This is a genomic window from Pseudidiomarina taiwanensis (assembly GCF_003987435.1).
Lineage (GTDB): Bacteria > Pseudomonadota > Gammaproteobacteria > Enterobacterales > Alteromonadaceae > Pseudidiomarina > Pseudidiomarina taiwanensis.
Window position 1 is genome coordinate 437,669 of sequence record NZ_PIQG01000001.1, and the last position, 15,917, is coordinate 453,585.

Sequence of the window (15,917 nt, forward strand, 5' to 3'; positions counted from 1 at the left end):
TGCTGATAATCACCTGTTTTAAGGCTACAATGAGCCATCATAATAACGATAAAAGCGAACGGAGATGAGATGAGCGGTGTGCAACGCGTGTTAGAGGTCGGCCTCATTTTATGCGGGGCGTTTGCCGTATTTTTGTTTCTAGCACTCGCTAGTTTCAGTCCTGCTGATCCAAGTTGGTCACAAACTGGCTATGAGGGCACCATCGAAAATGCTGCAGGCGCAATTGGTGCGTGGTTTGCAGATGCGCTACTGTTCGCTTTTGGTTTTGTCGCTTACCTGATTCCATTCGGTCTTGCTGGGCTTGGCTATATGTTATTCCGGCAACCGCACAAATTGCTTGAGCTTGATTACCTCGCTGTTGGACTGCGCCTGATTGGTCTGGTGTTAACTCTTGTTGGCGCCTCGGCATTGGCATCGCTTAATTTTGCGCCGATATACTCTTTCTCAGCCGGTGGCGTCGTCGGTGATGTGATTAGCTTATCACTGTTGCCGTATTTCAACCTGATCGGTACAACGCTATTGCTGCTCACTTTTCTCTGCACCGGCTTAACTTTGGTGACGGGGATTTCTTGGGTGCAAGTAGCGGATAGTTTGGGGGCTGTGACGATCGCCTTGACCCTTTGGAAAGTGCGCCAAGTGAAACGCTTTATTGCATGGTGGCAGGCCGACAAACATGAGCCGGAAGGGCAGCCTCAAGTTGCTCCGCAAGCTGACAGTGAAAAACCGCAGCGTAAATTGTTCAAACGTAAGCTAAAGCAAGTCGAACCTGAATCAGCAAGCAGCACTGAATCATTGTTCGCTGACGAGCGTGAGCCAGAGCTCGGTGATTTAGGCGCGTTAGATGCAGTCGATGATGAGCCGGCTTCAGCAGCCAAACCAAGCTCGCCGCCTGCTCCAAAAGCCAAAGCTCCCCTTGATGCAGATGCTAAACTGGCGCGTTATCGTCCGAGTAGTCCGCAACTTAGCGAAGGCGATGAAGATACGCCGCTTGAGCCATTCCCATCACTGAGCTTGCTCGACCGACCTAATCGTAAAGAGAACCCATTAAGTGCCGAAGAGCTCCAGCAAATCAGTGATACGGTAGAAGCGGTTTTGCTTGACTTCGGTGTGCAAGTTAAGGTTGCCAATGTCCAGCCTGGGCCGGTGGTAACTCGCTTTGAGCTTGACCTTGCGCCGGGTGTGAAGGTCTCCAAAATTTCAAATTTGGATAAAGATATCGCGCGTTCGCTGTCGGCGATTTCGGTGCGGGTGGTTGAGGTCATTCCCGGTAAATCTTATGTCGGCCTTGAACTGCCGAATAAAAACCGAGAAACCGTCTATTTCAGCGAAGTGATCAGCTGTGATGCCTTCCAGCAAAGCCAATCGGCGCTCACTATGGTGTTGGGTAAAGGGATTTCAGGCCAACCTGTGGTGGTTGATTTGGCTAAAATGCCGCACTTATTGGTGGCAGGGACGACGGGTTCGGGTAAATCTGTCGGGGTCAACGTGATGATCTTAAGCTTGCTTTATAAGAGCACGCCAGAAGATGTTCGCTTGATTATGATTGACCCCAAAATGCTCGAGTTATCGGTCTATGAAGGTATCCCTCATTTGTTGACTGAAGTGGTCACGGATATGAAAGATGCCGCCAATGCGCTGCGTTGGTGTGTTGGTGAAATGGAACGTCGTTACAAGTTGATGTCTGCACTTGGGGTGCGCAACCTAAAAGGCTATAACGCGAAAATTAAAGAAGCCGAAGAGAGTGGTGAGCCGCTGCGCGATCCGATCTGGACGCCAGGTGACTCGATGGATGAAATGCCGCCGGTACTGGAAAAACTGCCGAGTATCGTGGTGGTGATTGATGAATTTGCTGACATGATGATGATTGTCGGCAAGAAAGTTGAAGAACTTATTGCACGGATTGCGCAAAAAGCTCGGGCTGCCGGAATTCATCTAGTCTTGGCAACACAGCGGCCATCCGTGGATGTGATTACCGGTTTGATTAAAGCCAACATTCCGACGCGCATTGCGTTTCAGGTGCAATCAAAAATCGACTCGCGGACGATTCTGGATCAACCCGGCGCGGATCAGTTACTTGGTCAAGGGGATATGTTGTATCTGCCGCCCGGTAGCGGAGTACCGACGCGGGTACACGGCGCCTTTGTCGATGACCACGAAGTTCATAAAGTGGTCGCAGATTGGAAACGCCGTGGCAAACCTAATTACCTTGATGAAATCCTTAAAGGTGACATGACTGAAGAATCGCTGTTGCCAGGTGAGCAAATGGAAGGTGATGAAGAATCTGATCCTTTGTACGATGAAGCGGTGCAGTTTGTGACTGAAACACGGCGGGTATCGGTATCGAGCGTCCAGCGTAAATTCAGAATTGGTTACAATCGCGCGGCGCGGATTGTGGAACAAATGGAGATGAGTGGGGTCGTTAGTCAAGCGGGCCACAATGGCCAACGCGAAGTTTTGGCGCCGAAACCACCAAGGGAGTAATTCAAAATGTCGTTAGCGCGAATGCTCATTGTAATTGTCTGCTTGAGCTATGTGAGCATAAGCTGGAGCGATGCGCATGCTGAAGAAAACGCAAAAGCGCAACTACTCGAGCTATTGGCTCCTTATAAACAGTTATCTGCGCAATTTCAGCAAGTTGTAGTCGATCGCAATGGTGAGCAAGTGCAGCAGTTAGAAGGCTCGTTACACGCTGCCCGCCCAGCCAAGCTCTACTGGGAAACGCTTGCACCGGATGAATCTGTGTTAGTCGCTGATGGTGAGACGATTTGGTATTACAACCCATTTGTCGAACAGGTCAGTATCTACTCGCAACAAGAGTCACTGCAACAAAGTCCATTTTTACTGTTATTTGATCCGACCTCGCCACAATGGCAAAACTACAGCGTGGAACAGGATGAGGGACGCTATTGGATTATCGGGCAGGACGCCGCTGTCGGTCAGCGAATTGCCGTGCAGTTTAATTCGCAACAACAGCTGAGCGCTGTGGTCGTGGACGATGGCCAGGGTCAGGTAAGTACCATTTCGCTGACTGATATTGACTCCAATATCACCCATGCTGATGGTTTTTTCCAATTCACGCCACCTGCAGGAACCTTTATCGATGACCAGCGCGGTGACCGTGACGCACGCTGATTTATTTGCAGAGCCTCAGTATCGGCCGTTAGCCGACCGGATGCGCCCGCAGCAATTAAGTGAGTACTGCGGGCAACAGCACCTTCTCGGCGCTGGGCGTCCGCTGTACCAGGCGGTAACCCAACAACAACTGCATTCAATGATACTGTGGGGGCCGCCAGGCACCGGTAAAACCACGCTAGCGCGACTACTGTGTGCCGGTGTGAACGCTCAATTTGTCACCTTAAGTGCGGTGACAAGTGGCGTTAAAGAGATTCGCCAAGCTATTCAAGAAGCCCAACAATTACGCGAAAAAGGGCGACAAACGGTGTTATTTATTGACGAGGTACACCGTTTTAATAAATCACAGCAAGATGCCTTTTTGCCCCACATCGAAGATGGCACCATCATTTTTATTGGTGCGACCACGGAAAACCCAGCCTTTGAAGTGAATCGGGCACTGTTATCACGGGCCCGTGCGTATCGATTGGAATCTCTTGCTGATACGGATATTTTGCGTTTGCTCGAGCGCGCTTTGACTGACTCTGAGAATGGTCTGGGGCGGCTTAATCTTGATTTTAGCGCCGAGGCGAAAGAACTATTGGTAAAATATGCCGGTGGGGATGCGCGGCGAGCACTCAGTTTACTCGAAATCGTCAGTGAAGGGCGCAATGATACTCAGGTCAGTGCGGCGGATTTGCAGGCGGTCGTGAGCGAGCGCCAGTTGGCGTTTGATAAGGGTGGAGACGTCTTTTACGACATTCTCTCGGCATTTCATAAATCGATTCGCGGCTCGAGCGTCGATGGAGGGCTGTATTGGTATGCACGGGTGTTACAGGCAGGTGGTGACCCCTTGGTGATCGCGCGCAGACTATTGGCGATTGCTTCGGAGGATATTGGCCTAGCTGACCCGCAAGCATTACAAGTCTGTTTGAATGCGTGGGATTATTTTCATCGACTCGGTCCTGCTGAGGGCGAGCGAGCTATAGCCGAAGCCGTGGTCTATTGTGCCTTAGCCCCGAAAAGCAATGCTTTGTACCAGGCCTTTAAGAGCGCTAAAAAGTTAGCCGCTGACTACCCTGATGCTGAGGTTCCTCATCATTTGCGAAATGCACCGACAGCGGTGCATAAAGAGCAAGGCTACGGCGCTGATTATCGTTATGCCCACGATTATCCCAATCATTATGTTGCCGGCGAGCGTTATCTGCCAAGTCAGATTAAACCCGCTGAAACGGGGTTATATCAGCCTTCTGAACGCGGTTACGAGAAACGCTATCAAGAAAAATTAAGTTGGTTAGCAGAGCTTGATCGCAGCAGTGGTTGGCAGCGAGGTGATGATGAGTAACTTAATATGGGTCGCTTTGGGCGGCGCACTTGGCGCTGTTGGTCGCTATTTAGTCGGGAAGTTTTTTGCCACCGATGCAGTGATGGGATTTCCTTTCGCCACCTTAATCGTTAACATAGTAGGGTGTTTCGCCTTGGCGTTCTTATACGCGCACTTATTGACCGCGACCGGCCAGCAACAGCAACACTGGTTGTTCTTAGGAGTCGGCTTGATTGGCGCTTTCACCACCTTTTCGACGTTTTCTCTCGAATTTGTTCTGTTGGCGCAACAAGGTGAATTTATTAAAGCTGCGAGCTACGCTAGCTTAAGTTTTATTGGATGTTTGTTGGCCACCGTCAGTGGCTTATGGCTTAAAGCAAATATATAAACAGGTAGTGAATATTTCATGTTAGATGCCAAGCTTTTCCGTACCGATTTATCGTCTCTCGCGGCACAATTGATGCAGACCCGCGGGTTTGAACTGGATGTTGCTCTGCTTGAGAGCCTTGAAGAGCGTCGTAAAGCGCTGCAAGTTAAAACTGAATCGCTGCAGGCTGAGCGCAACTCCCGCTCGAAGAATATTGGGAAAGCAAAAGCGCAAGGCGAAGATATCGCGCCGTTATTAGCGGCCGTAAACGACCTTGGTGACCAACTCGAGCAAGCAAAGCAAGAGCTCAAAGAAGTCCAGACTGAATTGCACGCGATTATCTCAAGTATTCCTAACCTTCCAGCTGCAGAAGTCCCGCTCGGTAAGGACGAGGAAGACAATCAGGAAATTCTGCGTTGGGGTGAACCACGCCAGTTCGATTTTGAACCACGTGATCATGTCGATCTTGGTGAAGGGCTCGCCAAAGGCATGGACTTCGATAGCGGCGCCAAGCTAGCTGGTGCTCGGTTTGTGGTGCTAAAGGGGCAGGTTGCAAAGCTGCATCGCGCGCTGACACAATTTATGTTGGACCTGCACACCGAGCAGCACGGTTACCTGGAAACCTACGTACCATACCTTGTGAACCATGAAACCTTATTCGGCACCGGCCAGTTACCTAAGTTCGGTGAAGATCTGTTTCATGTGCAAGGTGCCACTGAGCAACAAATCCCGTTAAGTCTGATTCCAACCGCAGAAGTCCCGGTGACCAACCTGTGGCGTGATGAAATCGCCGATGCAGAACAATTGCCGCTGCAATATTGCGCGCATACACCATGCTTTCGAAGTGAAGCAGGCTCGCACGGTCGTGATACGCGGGGTCTGATTCGTCAGCACCAGTTCGATAAAGTCGAACTGGTGTGGCTCGTGCAACCAGAGCAGTCGATGGACGTTTTGGAAACGCTTACCGGACACGCTGAAGCAGTATTGCAAGCACTCGAACTGCCGTATCGAAAAGTGCTCTTGTGTACTGGTGATATGGGCTTTAGTGCGCAAAAAACCTATGATTTAGAGGTCTGGTTGCCAAGCCAAGAGAAATATCGGGAAATTAGCTCATGTTCAAATATGGGAGATTTCCAAGCACGACGGATGCAAGCACGATTCCGCGTTAAAGGCGGTAAGCCTGAATTGATGCACACCTTAAACGGTTCTGGTTTGGCGGTTGGCCGTACTTTGGTCGCAGTACTTGAAAACTATCAAAATGAAGATGGCAGTGTGACGGTTCCTGTAGCCTTGCGACCATACCTTGGTGGGCTCGAGAAGCTCGGCGGTTAAGCTGTCATTAAATGCATTTAGCCGGTTTAGGTAAACCGGCTATACGCGTAGCTTGTTTGGCTGGCCCTTTCGGAAACAGCTGATATAGGTAAATACTGCGCGCTTTATCCGCTCCCAGTTTTTGTCCAATCGCTTTGGTCAAGACGCGCATGGCCGGGCTGGTATCGTAGGTTTGATAGAACTCACGGACAAACCAAACAACTTCCCAATGTTCAGGCGTTAACTCAATCCCTTCTAACTCCGCAATATACTCGGCTAACTCGGGCGACCACTCATTAACGTCAGCTAAATATTCATGCTTATCGGTCGCGTAGCTGCGGCCATTGAATTCAAACATCTGCCAGCCTCGTGCTGTCGTCAGGGTTAAAATGAAGAATCTTATTAAATTGCGCGAGCCGTTGCACAAGGGCATTGCTACTTATTTGCTCAACCGGAATGATCCATTCGCTAGCAGGAATAAGTTCCAAATCATGCACAACCCATGGGGTAGGCGCATCATATAACTCAAGTAACTGGTAGCGTTTCTGCAGTGACTTACCGTGCCGAAGCTGGTCACAACCAACGCGTAGATGGTCAATTGCATCAACGCAGAGCACCAGCTGTGGCTCAAGATCGAGGCTCACCCAACTTAATAGCATATCTTGGCCGTACCAGGCTTGGCGATGGCTCGCTGAAGCGGTTTGAATAATTGCGATTGTCATCAGAACTCCACTAACTCATCGGCAGCAGAAGCGGCACTGACAAATTCGGTTAGACCGCTAAGTAAAAAGGGCGCTTTAACGTCACTTTCGGCGAGTTGAAAGTCTCGTTCAACGACTGTGCTACAGACTTCGAGTGAGAGCCCATGAAGCTGCGCAAATGCTTGCCATGCTTGACTACTCTTATGCTCAGGGTAGGCCAAGTGTGCAACTCCATCTGCATAAAAAAACACCATCCGAAGATGGTGCTTTTGGGCGAGTGCTGATTCAGCGTAAGCGAGAGCTTTGCTGCTTGCACCCGAGTTGCTATCGGGTGCACTGTTGATCAGCATCACAATCTCCATAGCGGGTTACTCGTCACCGCCCGCGAATGCCATCAGCAAGTTGAGCAAACTTACGAAGATATTGTAAATCGAGACATACAAGGTGACGGTTGCGAGGATATAGTTTCGCTCGCCACCATGGATGATCGCGCTTGTTTGCATCAAGATTGCACCGGCTGAGAACAGTATAAACAGCGCTGACAGCGCCATTCCCAGTGCTGGCATGTTCAAGAACAGGTTAGCGATGAACAAGACAATCAGTGCCACAAAACCAGCCATCATCATCCCGCCTAGGAACGACATATCTTTCTTGGTCGTTAGTACATAAGCTGATAACGCAAAGAAAATAAGGGCGGTGCCACCAAGCGCCATCGTAATGATTTCAACGCCTTGTGGTCCAATAGCACTGATCATGCCAAGGATTGGACCGAGGGTGTACCCCATAAAACCAGTTAGCGCGAAGACGCTCACAAGGCCCATGCTTGAATTTGCTGTTTTATGAACGGCAAAGAGCAAGCCATAGAAACCAACTAAAGTGATAATAAGACCTGGATGAGGCCAGCCCATGGCTGCCGATAAAAACGCAGTGAATGCACTAAAGCCTAACGTTAGGCCAAGTAGCATGTAGGTGTTGCGTAACACCTTGTTTGTTTGCAAGACCGATTCACTGGCTGCTTGAGCTGAAATATCTGCGGGTGAGCGCATAGTAATCTCCGTGTTAATGAAACGTCTCTAGTCTATCCTATAAGTAGGTCTGTTAGGCAAGCATTTCAAGACGAAAAACCGCCTAATTGCTTAAAATGACAGCAAACAAACGATTTGGTTTCATTTTTTACTTTACAAGCTTAGTCGTCCTCTTTATCATTCGCATCGTCAAGTTGAGGCGGACGCCTTAACTGCGGAGAGATGGCAGAGTCCGGTTGAATGCACCTGACTTGAAATCAGGCGTGGGTTTGCGCCCACCGGGGGTTCGAATCCCTCTCTCTCCGCCACTATTCGAAGAGCCCGCTCAGTTTGAGCGGGCTTTTTCGTTTTAGCGGGTTCAATCCCTTATGTAATCCCTTGCAATATCTTCCTGTACGCGGATAATCAAACACCTGTTTGAATTTAAGGAAGAAATATGACTGTGTTGTTCTCAGATATCCTCACTTCAATTACCCCTGCAGCTGAGCAAGAATTTATGATGCCCGACGGCTGGGGGCAGGGGCGTGCCTTATTTGGTGGATTAACCGCTGCAATTGCATGGCAGGTTGCGGAACATGGCGTGAGCAATGAACAGCATTTACGTTCGATGACGATTTCATTTGTCGGTCCAGTACAACCTGGCCCAGCGCAATTGCAGCGACGCATCTTGCGCCAAGGCAAAAGTGTGACGCAAATTGCGGTAGAAATTGTGCAACAGCAGGAAACAGTATTAGCCGCTTTATTTAGTTACGGCAAAGATCGCCCCTCAGCAGTGCGGATTACCGACACCCCAGCCGCCAAAGTGCCGGCAGAGAGTGACGAACAAACCGCGCAACGTTTTCCACAAAGCAAGCTGATGCCAGAGTTTACCCAGTTTTTTGACTATCAAGTTAGTGTCGGTGGATTACCCTTTAGCGGCACCGACTCACGTGAGTTTGGTGGGAAAATGCGGTTTAAATCGGAAACGGCAGCCATTTCTATCGGCAGCTTGCTGGGTCTTGTTGATGCTTGGCCACCGGCTTTATTGCCGTTACTGCAACAGCCAAGTCCGGCCAGCTCACTCACCTGGACGATAGAGTTTCCGGAGCCATTGCCAACGGATTGCTTGGCGAGCGATTGGTGGCTTTATCACGCCTTTATTGATTATGCGGCAGATGGATATGGTCATACTCATGCTCATATTTGGGACAAACATGGCAGATTAGTCGCGATTAGTCGGCAAACGGTGACTGTATTTGGATGATGTTTTAGAGAAGGATATGGCGATTGAATAAACACCTATGTCAAACGCCAGAATTATCTTGAGATATTTCGTATTTTGTCAATTTATTAATAACTTAGGGTTGCAAATTCGGTCGTAAAAAGGAATAGATAGAGCACTCTGAAATGGGTTCAGAGACAGTTCACAGGGAAGCATTCCAATGACGGATTTTATAATTGCAATCTCGAGTGATCTTGTGCGAGCAGGGATGTACGCCTCACTCACTAATCATAAACTACGAGTTGTCGCGAGTGTGACAACGATTCAGCAACTGCGTGATGAAGTCACCACTTATCCATACGCTACGGTTATCTTATGTAGTCAATTGGGCGGTGATGGCACCATTGAGCATTGGCGTCGCATGCAGCGGCGCTTTCCAGATTTACAATTGTTGCTGTGGGGTCGCCAGATTCAAGATGTGCTGGATTTCCAATGTACCTTAAAACGAGTCGACGGTTATTTACTTGACCATGCCTCACTCGATGAATTCATCGAAGCATGTCAGGCCGTCAACCGTGGTCGAGTATTTGTTGCGCAGGATGTCGCCGAATACTTAGCGCGCAATCCGAAACGTGCGGAGCAGCGCTCAATTCTTGCTTCGCTCAGTGCGCGCGAGATTCAAGTCACCCAGATGATCGGGCGTGGTTTAAAAGTCGTAAAAATCGCTGAGCATCTGAATATAAGTGCGAAAACGGTGAATACATTTCGCTACCGAATTTTCAATAAATTGGATGTGAAGGGCGATGTCGAATTAACCCATCTTGCGTTACAATCAGGCTTAATTCACTTGGAGCAATCCGTGCTATATGACTAAGGTGTTATGAACTCAAAGGGCTTTGACCATAAAGCATTTTTAAAAGACCTGACTCATCAACCCGGGGTTTACCGTATGTATGATGAGTCGGGCACGATTATTTATGTGGGTAAGGCCAAGGACCTGCGGAAGCGGGTCAGTAGTTACTTTCGCAAGCAGCACGACGTGCCAAAAACTCAAGTGTTGGTGCAGCAAATAGCGCAGATGGATGTCACGGTCACCAACACCGAAGCTGAAGCACTGATTCTCGAGAATAACTTTATTAAAAAATATCGCCCGCGGTATAACGTGCTGCTGCGCGATGATAAATCGTATCCCTATATTTTACTGTCAGGACATCAACATCCGCGGCTTGCCTTCCATCGTGGTACGCGCCGGGAAAAGGGCGACTATTTTGGGCCATTCCCAAATGGCGTTGCGGTGCGCGAAAGTCTGCGTTTGATGCAGAAATTGTTTCCAATTCGCCAGTGCGAAGATTCTTATTATCGCGCCCGCAGTCGACCTTGTTTGCAGTATCAGTTAAAACGCTGTCTGGCACCGTGTGTCGAAGGTTACTGTAGTGATGAGGACTACGCCGAACAGGTCGCGCTAGCGAAACGCTTCTTGCAAGGTAAAAATCAGCAAGTGATTGACGCCCTAGTTGAGCGCATGGAGCAAGCCAGTCAAAGCCTGGAATTCGAGCGTGCAGCGCGGTTTCGCGACCAAATCAGTGCGCTACGAAAAGTACAAGAGCGCAACGCCATAACCGGCAATCAACAAGAACTTGATGTGATTGGCTTCGCTCGCCACGGTGGTATTGCGGCGGTGCATTTATTGTTTATCCGACAAGGTGCGATACAAGGAAGTCGCAGTTATTTTCCGAAACTCCCGAGCCATACCGAAGATCATGAAATTCTTTTAGCTTTTATTTTGCAGTTCTATTTAAACGACAGTGTCGGGCGGCGGCTCCCGCGCGAGATTATTTTACCGGAAACTTTAGCCACCGCTTTATTAGACCCAGAACAAGAGTTGGCGACGTTAGAGACGGCCTTAGCGCAAAAAGTCCGGATGACCCATAACGTTCGTGGTGAACGCAAGCAATATCAGACGCTGGCCCAGAAAAACGCACGCAATGCACTTGAAAGTAAATTAAATCAAGCCTCGACCATGCGCCTTCGTATTGAGGCACTCGAACAGGTGTTAGATCTTGGCAAACCGATTCAACGGATGGAATGTTTTGATATCAGCCATACTATGGGGCAACAAACTGTCGCCTCGTGCGTAGTGTTTGACCGTGATGGTCCCAAAAAAAGCGCGTATCGACGCTTTAATATAAAAGGCATCACCGGGGGCGATGATTATGCTGCTATGGCGCAAGTGTTGGCGCGGCGCTTTGCTAAAGCGCGCGAGTCAGAGGAAGGGCTGGCGGCATTGCCAGATGTCCTCTTTATCGACGGCGGTAAAGGTCAATTGGCGCAAGCTGAGACTTATTTCAACGATTGGGGCAGTGAGGCACCACTTTTAATCGGGGTTGCCAAAGGTGAGTCGCGCAAACCTGGTTTAGAAACACTGATTTTAGCAGGCAGCCATGCCACCATTCCATTGGCAGGAGATGAACCTGCGCTTCATTTAATTCAACATATTCGGGATGAATCCCATCGATTTGCCATTACCGGTCATCGACAACGCCGAGCGAAGGTGAAGAAAACCTCATCACTAGAGGATATTCCGGGGATTGGGACCAAGCGTCGGCAGAAAATTCTGCAAAATCTAGGTGGATTACAAGAGGTAAAACAGGCTAGTATTGAACAACTTGCAGCGGTACCCGGAATCAGCCGTGAGTTAGCAGAAACAATTTATCACGCGTTCCGAGATGAATAAGGCCAATTAGCTCCATGTGGAATATACCGAATATCCTGACTAGCTTTCGGATCCTCCTGATCCCCGTGTTTTTGGTGTTGTACTACCTAGACTGGGTTCATGCTCATTTTGCGGCCGCAGCAGTGTTTGCGCTGGCTGCAGTTACTGATTTTTTTGACGGTTATATTGCACGCCGTTTGAACCAATATACTAAGTTTGGTGCATTTCTCGATCCAGTCGCAGATAAAGTGATGGTGGGTGCATCGCTAGTGGTGGTGGTTGAGCACTATGCAGTATGGTGGATTAGTCTACCCGCACTCACCATTATCAGTCGTGAGCTTGTTATTTCTGCATTACGAGAGTGGATGGCAGAGATAGGGCGGCGTGAAAAAGTCAAAGTGAGTTCACTTGGAAAGCTAAAAACGATTACTCAAATGACCGCGATTACCGGCTTAATTTGGGAAGCCAACGACTTCATTATTCAAGCAGCGGTGGCTTTATTGTATTTGGCTTTCTTACTCACGATCTGGTCCATGGCGGAATATCTGCGTGCAGCATGGCAAGATTTGAGTAAAATGGATTAAAATTGAGCAAACAAACCGCTCAACACTAAAAAATCGTTGACCTGTCGGAAATAGACAGTAGAATGCCACGGCACTGGATGCGGGAATAGCTCAGCTGGTAGAGCACAACCTTGCCAAGGTTGGGGTCGCGAGTTCGAATCTCGTTTCCCGCTCCAAATTCGATGGCGGGTTGGCAGAATGGCTATGCAGCGGATTGCAAATCCGTGGATCTCGGTTCGACTCCGGGACCCGCCTCCATCGAGTCCCATGCAATACTTCGAGTAATGCCCGGGTGGTGAAATTGGTAGACACAAGGGATTTAAAATCCCTCGCTGGTAACAGCGTGCCGGTTCAAGTCCGGCCCCGGGCACCATCTTTTTTTACATCTATGCATTTCCTAAATCAGCTAAGTTAACCTGAGGCAACATTGCAAAGATACCCGTTGCTAAAATGACATAGCCAGACCATACTTGCTCTAACAAACTGATTTTTATAGGGCGTACCGATGTTAGAGCAGGGAACTATCATTATGCAAAGTATCGCAGCAATCGCTGGATTGTTGCTGATCGGCTTGTTTGCTTGGTTAGTATGGGCGTATTTTCGTGACCGCTATCAAACTGCTCACACGATTCGTCGAAATTTCCCGATTATCGGTCGCTTTCGTTATTTCTTCGAACACTTGGGTGAATTCTTCCGCCAGTATTTTTTTGCCATGGACCGCGAGGAAATGCCGTTTAATCGAGCGCAACGGAGTTGGATTTATCGTGCCGCAAAAGGTGTTGACCGGACGTTAGCATTTGGCTCAACGCGCGATTTAACCAAGACTGGCAGTATTTTGTTCGCGAATAGCCCGTTTCCATTCCAATCTGAACAAAAAACGTACCCACGCCCAATTCAAATAGGACTCGATGACTACAACCCTTATCAGGTCTCAAGCTTCTTTCATATTTCTGGAATGAGCTATGGTGCCCTCTCAAAAGTTGCAGTTGAAGCATTATCACGCGGTGCGCAACAAGCCGGTTGCTGGATGAATACTGGTGAAGGTGGTTAAAGCCCCTACCACTTAAGCGGGGGTGCCGATATTGTCTTTCAAATAGGCACCGCGAAGTACGGAGTCCGCACAGAAGAAGGGGAGCTTGACCCGAACAAACTGAAAGAAATCGCGGCTAAACCGCAGGTTAAGATGTTTGAGATTAAACTCAGTCAAGGCGCAAAACCAGGAAAAGGTGGAATGTTGCCGGGAGGTAAGGTCAATAGCGAGATCGCTGCAATTCGCGGGATCAAAGTGGGACAAGACTCGATAAGCCCTAATCGCCATCCGGAAATTAGTAATACCAATGAGTTACTCGATTTTATTGAACTGGTTCGTGAGCATACGCAAAAGCCAACAGGGATTAAGTTTGTCCTCGGTGACCCAGATTGGCTTGATGACTTCATTGCTACGATTCAAGTGCGCGGCGCTACATCTGCGCCGGATTTTATTACGCTAGATAGTGCCGATGGTGGCACCGGTTCGGCACCACAACCTTTACTCGATTACGTCGGCTTACGGATTGCTGAGAGCTTACCCGTACTGGTGGATAAGTTACGAAAGGCAGGCCTAGATGAGCGAATTCGAGTGATTGTTTCAGGGAAAATGGTCAACCCTGGTGATGTGGCTTGGGCGCTTGCGGTCGGAGCTGACTTTGTTGTTTCCGCGCGCGGCTTTTTATTTTCTTTAGGTTGTATTCAAGCCATGCAATGTAACAAGAACACCTGCCCAACCGGGATCACCACGCATAACCCGAAACTCCAGCGCGGATTGGTGCCCCAAGATAAGGCACAGCGCGTCGCACAGTATCATCAGGCTATTGAGTACGGGGTTAACTTAATTGCGCATTCATGTGGGGTGCGTGACCCACGTGAGCTACGCCGCGAGCATGCACGGATCGTGTTAAGCGATGGCGATAGCATGAATCTGGCGCAATATTACCAAGCCAAGACGCCACATTAGAGTTTGTTAAGGCGATTCGTCAGCCAGCGTTCGAAGGCAACCAAGCCGACACTTGGACGTTCGCTGACACGCGCACTGACAAGCATGCTTGCCCCTGTCTCGAGAACAAAATCCTCAACTGAACACAGCTGAGGTAGTTGCAGATGAGGTAAGAACCTTTCATCAATCAGCGCGAGTGCCTGTTCAGCCGCAACTAAATCGAGTGCACTGAGCGCTGAGGGAGGCGTTATCGTGCGCAATTCACCAGCGCGCAGGCTAAGTGCTCGTTTTAAAACAGGGTAGCGGGCGTCCAGTGGGTGGATTAGCCAGGTTTGCTGAGCTAATTCAGATACTGCTAGTGGCTGCGCAGCCACAGCTTGGTAGCGAATAGGATAAAGTTCACTGCTGTGCAGCAAACGATCTTTAATCGCCCCTTGATGAATCAACAAGTCGCTATCTTGATGGCGCAAGCGCTCAATGAGTTGGCCGCGATTGATGCTATCCAGTTGAGTTGAATGGGTGCTAAACTGCAGCCGGATATGTGGATAGATGCTGTAGAAGTCTTTCAGCCGCGGCGCCAACCAAAACCGTAAAAAATCGTCGGGAAGGTCAACTCTGAGCAGTTTTAGCTCTTGGTCGCCGATTTGTTTGACGCGCTCAAGCGAGCGCTCGAGTGTTTGGAAGGTGCGTAATAGCTCTGGAGCAAGGCTTTGCCCAGCTGGGGTGAGCGCATGCACGCGATTATCGCGTTGGAATAATTTAGTGCCGAGCTGCTGCTCAAGGGTTTGAATCTGACGGGTGACCGCTGACTGACTCACGCCTAAGCTGTCCGCCGCGGCCTTAAATGACCCTTTGGCCGCAGCAAACGCAAAGACACGCAACGCATTTAAGGAAATTTTGGGTTCCGACATCATTGCCTCTATAGCAAGTTAGATTGCATAAAAGTAAACCCGAGTCATAGAGAAAGCAATGTATTTACAAGAATTTTTTGAAATCGCCATTATTCACTTATTCGCAGTGATGAGCCCAGGCCCCGATTTTGCTGTGGTGACGCGCTACAGTTTGAACTATGGTCGCGAAACGGGGCGCTGGATTGCGCTGGGGATCGGCACGGGTATTTTGCTACACGTAACCTATTCCTTGGTTGGTGTGAGTTTGCTCATTCACCAATATCAATGGCTTTACGCGACTCTGTTGGTGCTTGGTATCGGCTACTTTTTATGGCTCGGAATTCCGAGTTTACTGGCTAAGCCGCGCGCGGAAATGAAGCTCAAGGGCAGTGTAGATTCAAGTATTCCTGTCGCAAAAGCGTTTTGGGTTGGCTTTATGACCAATGGTTTGAACGTCAAAGCAACGCTGTTTTTCCTCATGTTATTTTCGAGTGTGATTGCTCCTGAGACACCCTTTGCATTGAAGGCCGGGTATGGCGTCTACCTTGCCGTTGCAACCGGAACTTGGTTCGTTTTACTTGCGACCTTTGTGACGTGGCCACGGTTTTATGCACGGTTTTGGCATATGAGTCACTGGATTGATCGGGTGATGGGCGTCATTTTGATTGTTTTTGCGATCCATCTGGCACGCCTTTGGTGGGAACTGGTCAGCTGACGTAGTATACTGCGCTGAGCAAGT

At 49.2% G+C, this 15,917-nt stretch carries 15 protein-coding genes, 4 tRNA genes and 1 pseudogene; 15 read left to right on the forward strand and 5 right to left on the reverse strand.

Annotated features, from left to right (window positions below):
* Nucleotides 1–69 precede the first annotated feature (69 nt).
* The 5 genes from CWI83_RS02075 to serS are packed head-to-tail and all read left to right on the forward strand — an operon-like array spanning nucleotide 70 to nucleotide 6,134.
* Nucleotides 70–2,481: a DNA translocase FtsK gene (locus tag CWI83_RS02075; RefSeq protein ID WP_126825039.1), complete on the forward strand. Its 2,412-nt coding sequence runs from the start codon at nucleotides 70–72 to the stop codon at nucleotides 2,479–2,481.
* A gap of 6 nt (nucleotides 2,482–2,487) precedes the next feature.
* On the forward strand, nucleotides 2,488–3,132 hold the full coding sequence (gene lolA / locus CWI83_RS02080) for an outer membrane lipoprotein periplasmic chaperone LolA (protein ID WP_126825042.1): 645 nt from the start codon (nucleotides 2,488–2,490) through the stop codon (nucleotides 3,130–3,132).
* Entirely contained in the window at nucleotides 3,101–4,456 is a 1,356-nt protein-coding gene (locus tag CWI83_RS02085; RefSeq protein ID WP_275540759.1) for a replication-associated recombination protein A, read from the forward strand. Before lolA ends, CWI83_RS02085 begins: the two co-directional genes overlap by 32 nt.
* Nucleotides 4,449–4,823 carry a fluoride efflux transporter CrcB gene (gene crcB / locus CWI83_RS02090; RefSeq protein ID WP_126825045.1) on the forward strand — a complete coding sequence of 125 codons (375 nt, stop codon included), beginning with the start codon at nucleotides 4,449–4,451 and terminating at the stop codon, nucleotides 4,821–4,823. The genes CWI83_RS02085 and crcB overlap by 8 nt, the downstream gene beginning before the upstream one ends.
* An 18-nt stretch (nucleotides 4,824–4,841) precedes the next feature.
* On the forward strand, nucleotides 4,842–6,134 hold the full coding sequence (gene serS, locus CWI83_RS02095; protein ID WP_126825048.1) for a serine--tRNA ligase: 1,293 nt from the start codon (nucleotides 4,842–4,844) through the stop codon (nucleotides 6,132–6,134).
* A 7-nt stretch (nucleotides 6,135–6,141) separates the two neighbouring features.
* On the opposite strand, the gene CWI83_RS02100 is transcribed toward serS, so the two are convergent.
* Genes CWI83_RS02100 through CWI83_RS02115 form a run of 4 tightly spaced genes read right to left on the reverse strand, consistent with a single transcriptional unit; the run spans nucleotide 6,142 to nucleotide 7,860 of the window.
* Nucleotides 6,142–6,471, reverse strand: coding sequence for a TusE/DsrC/DsvC family sulfur relay protein (locus tag CWI83_RS02100; RefSeq protein ID WP_126825050.1), 330 nt, complete (start codon nucleotides 6,469–6,471; stop codon nucleotides 6,142–6,144).
* The gene (locus tag CWI83_RS02105) at nucleotides 6,464–6,835 is read right to left on the reverse strand and encodes a hypothetical protein (RefSeq protein ID WP_126825053.1); all 372 of its coding nucleotides are present in this window, start codon (nucleotides 6,833–6,835) and stop codon (nucleotides 6,464–6,466) included. The genes CWI83_RS02100 and CWI83_RS02105 overlap by 8 nt, the downstream gene beginning before the upstream one ends.
* Entirely contained in the window at nucleotides 6,835–7,164 is a 330-nt protein-coding gene (locus CWI83_RS02110) for a DsrE family protein (protein WP_126825055.1), read from the reverse strand. The genes CWI83_RS02105 and CWI83_RS02110 overlap by 1 nt, the downstream gene beginning before the upstream one ends.
* 18 nt (nucleotides 7,165–7,182) lie before the next feature.
* Nucleotides 7,183–7,860: a Bax inhibitor-1/YccA family protein gene (locus tag CWI83_RS02115; protein WP_126825057.1), complete on the reverse strand. Its 678-nt coding sequence runs from the start codon at nucleotides 7,858–7,860 to the stop codon at nucleotides 7,183–7,185.
* A gap of 195 nt (nucleotides 7,861–8,055) precedes the next feature.
* On the opposite strand from CWI83_RS02115, the gene CWI83_RS02120 reads away from it, so the two are divergent.
* From CWI83_RS02120 to CWI83_RS02160, 9 genes and pseudogenes are all read left to right on the forward strand, one after another.
* Nucleotides 8,056–8,147: transfer RNA gene (locus tag CWI83_RS02120), tRNA-Ser, on the forward strand.
* 128 nt (nucleotides 8,148–8,275) lie between these two features.
* Nucleotides 8,276–9,082 (forward strand): thioesterase family protein, encoded by an 807-nt coding sequence (locus CWI83_RS02125; RefSeq protein ID WP_241969851.1) that lies wholly within the window; start codon nucleotides 8,276–8,278, stop codon nucleotides 9,080–9,082.
* A gap of 178 nt (nucleotides 9,083–9,260) precedes the next feature.
* The gene (locus CWI83_RS02130) at nucleotides 9,261–9,914 is read left to right on the forward strand and encodes a LuxR C-terminal-related transcriptional regulator (protein ID WP_126825060.1); all 654 of its coding nucleotides are present in this window, start codon (nucleotides 9,261–9,263) and stop codon (nucleotides 9,912–9,914) included.
* Between the two features lie 6 nt (nucleotides 9,915–9,920).
* Nucleotides 9,921–11,774 carry an excinuclease ABC subunit UvrC gene (gene uvrC / locus CWI83_RS02135; RefSeq protein WP_126825062.1) on the forward strand — a complete coding sequence of 618 codons (1,854 nt, stop codon included), beginning with the start codon at nucleotides 9,921–9,923 and terminating at the stop codon, nucleotides 11,772–11,774.
* A gap of 14 nt (nucleotides 11,775–11,788) precedes the next feature.
* The gene (gene pgsA / locus CWI83_RS02140; protein WP_126825065.1) at nucleotides 11,789–12,337 is read left to right on the forward strand and encodes a CDP-diacylglycerol--glycerol-3-phosphate 3-phosphatidyltransferase; all 549 of its coding nucleotides are present in this window, start codon (nucleotides 11,789–11,791) and stop codon (nucleotides 12,335–12,337) included.
* 79 nt (nucleotides 12,338–12,416) lie between these two features.
* Nucleotides 12,417–12,492: transfer RNA gene (locus tag CWI83_RS02145), tRNA-Gly, on the forward strand.
* An 8-nt stretch (nucleotides 12,493–12,500) separates the two neighbouring features.
* Nucleotides 12,501–12,574: transfer RNA gene (locus tag CWI83_RS02150), tRNA-Cys, on the forward strand.
* A 28-nt stretch (nucleotides 12,575–12,602) separates the two neighbouring features.
* Nucleotides 12,603–12,689: transfer RNA gene (locus CWI83_RS02155), tRNA-Leu, on the forward strand.
* 132 nt (nucleotides 12,690–12,821) lie between these two features.
* Nucleotides 12,822–14,309: pseudogene (locus CWI83_RS02160) on the forward strand (FMN-binding glutamate synthase family protein).
* Here CWI83_RS02160 and CWI83_RS02165 read toward each other — a convergent pair.
* Nucleotides 14,306–15,199, reverse strand: coding sequence for a LysR family transcriptional regulator (locus tag CWI83_RS02165; RefSeq protein WP_198677227.1), 894 nt, complete (start codon nucleotides 15,197–15,199; stop codon nucleotides 14,306–14,308). The pseudogene CWI83_RS02160 and the gene CWI83_RS02165 sit on opposite strands and share 4 nt — an antisense overlap.
* A gap of 58 nt (nucleotides 15,200–15,257) precedes the next feature.
* Between CWI83_RS02165 and CWI83_RS02170 the strand changes: the two genes are divergently transcribed.
* Nucleotides 15,258–15,893, forward strand: a complete 636-nt coding sequence (locus CWI83_RS02170; protein WP_126825071.1) for a LysE family translocator — start codon at nucleotides 15,258–15,260, stop codon at nucleotides 15,891–15,893.
* Nucleotides 15,894–15,917: the final 24 nt, after the last annotated feature.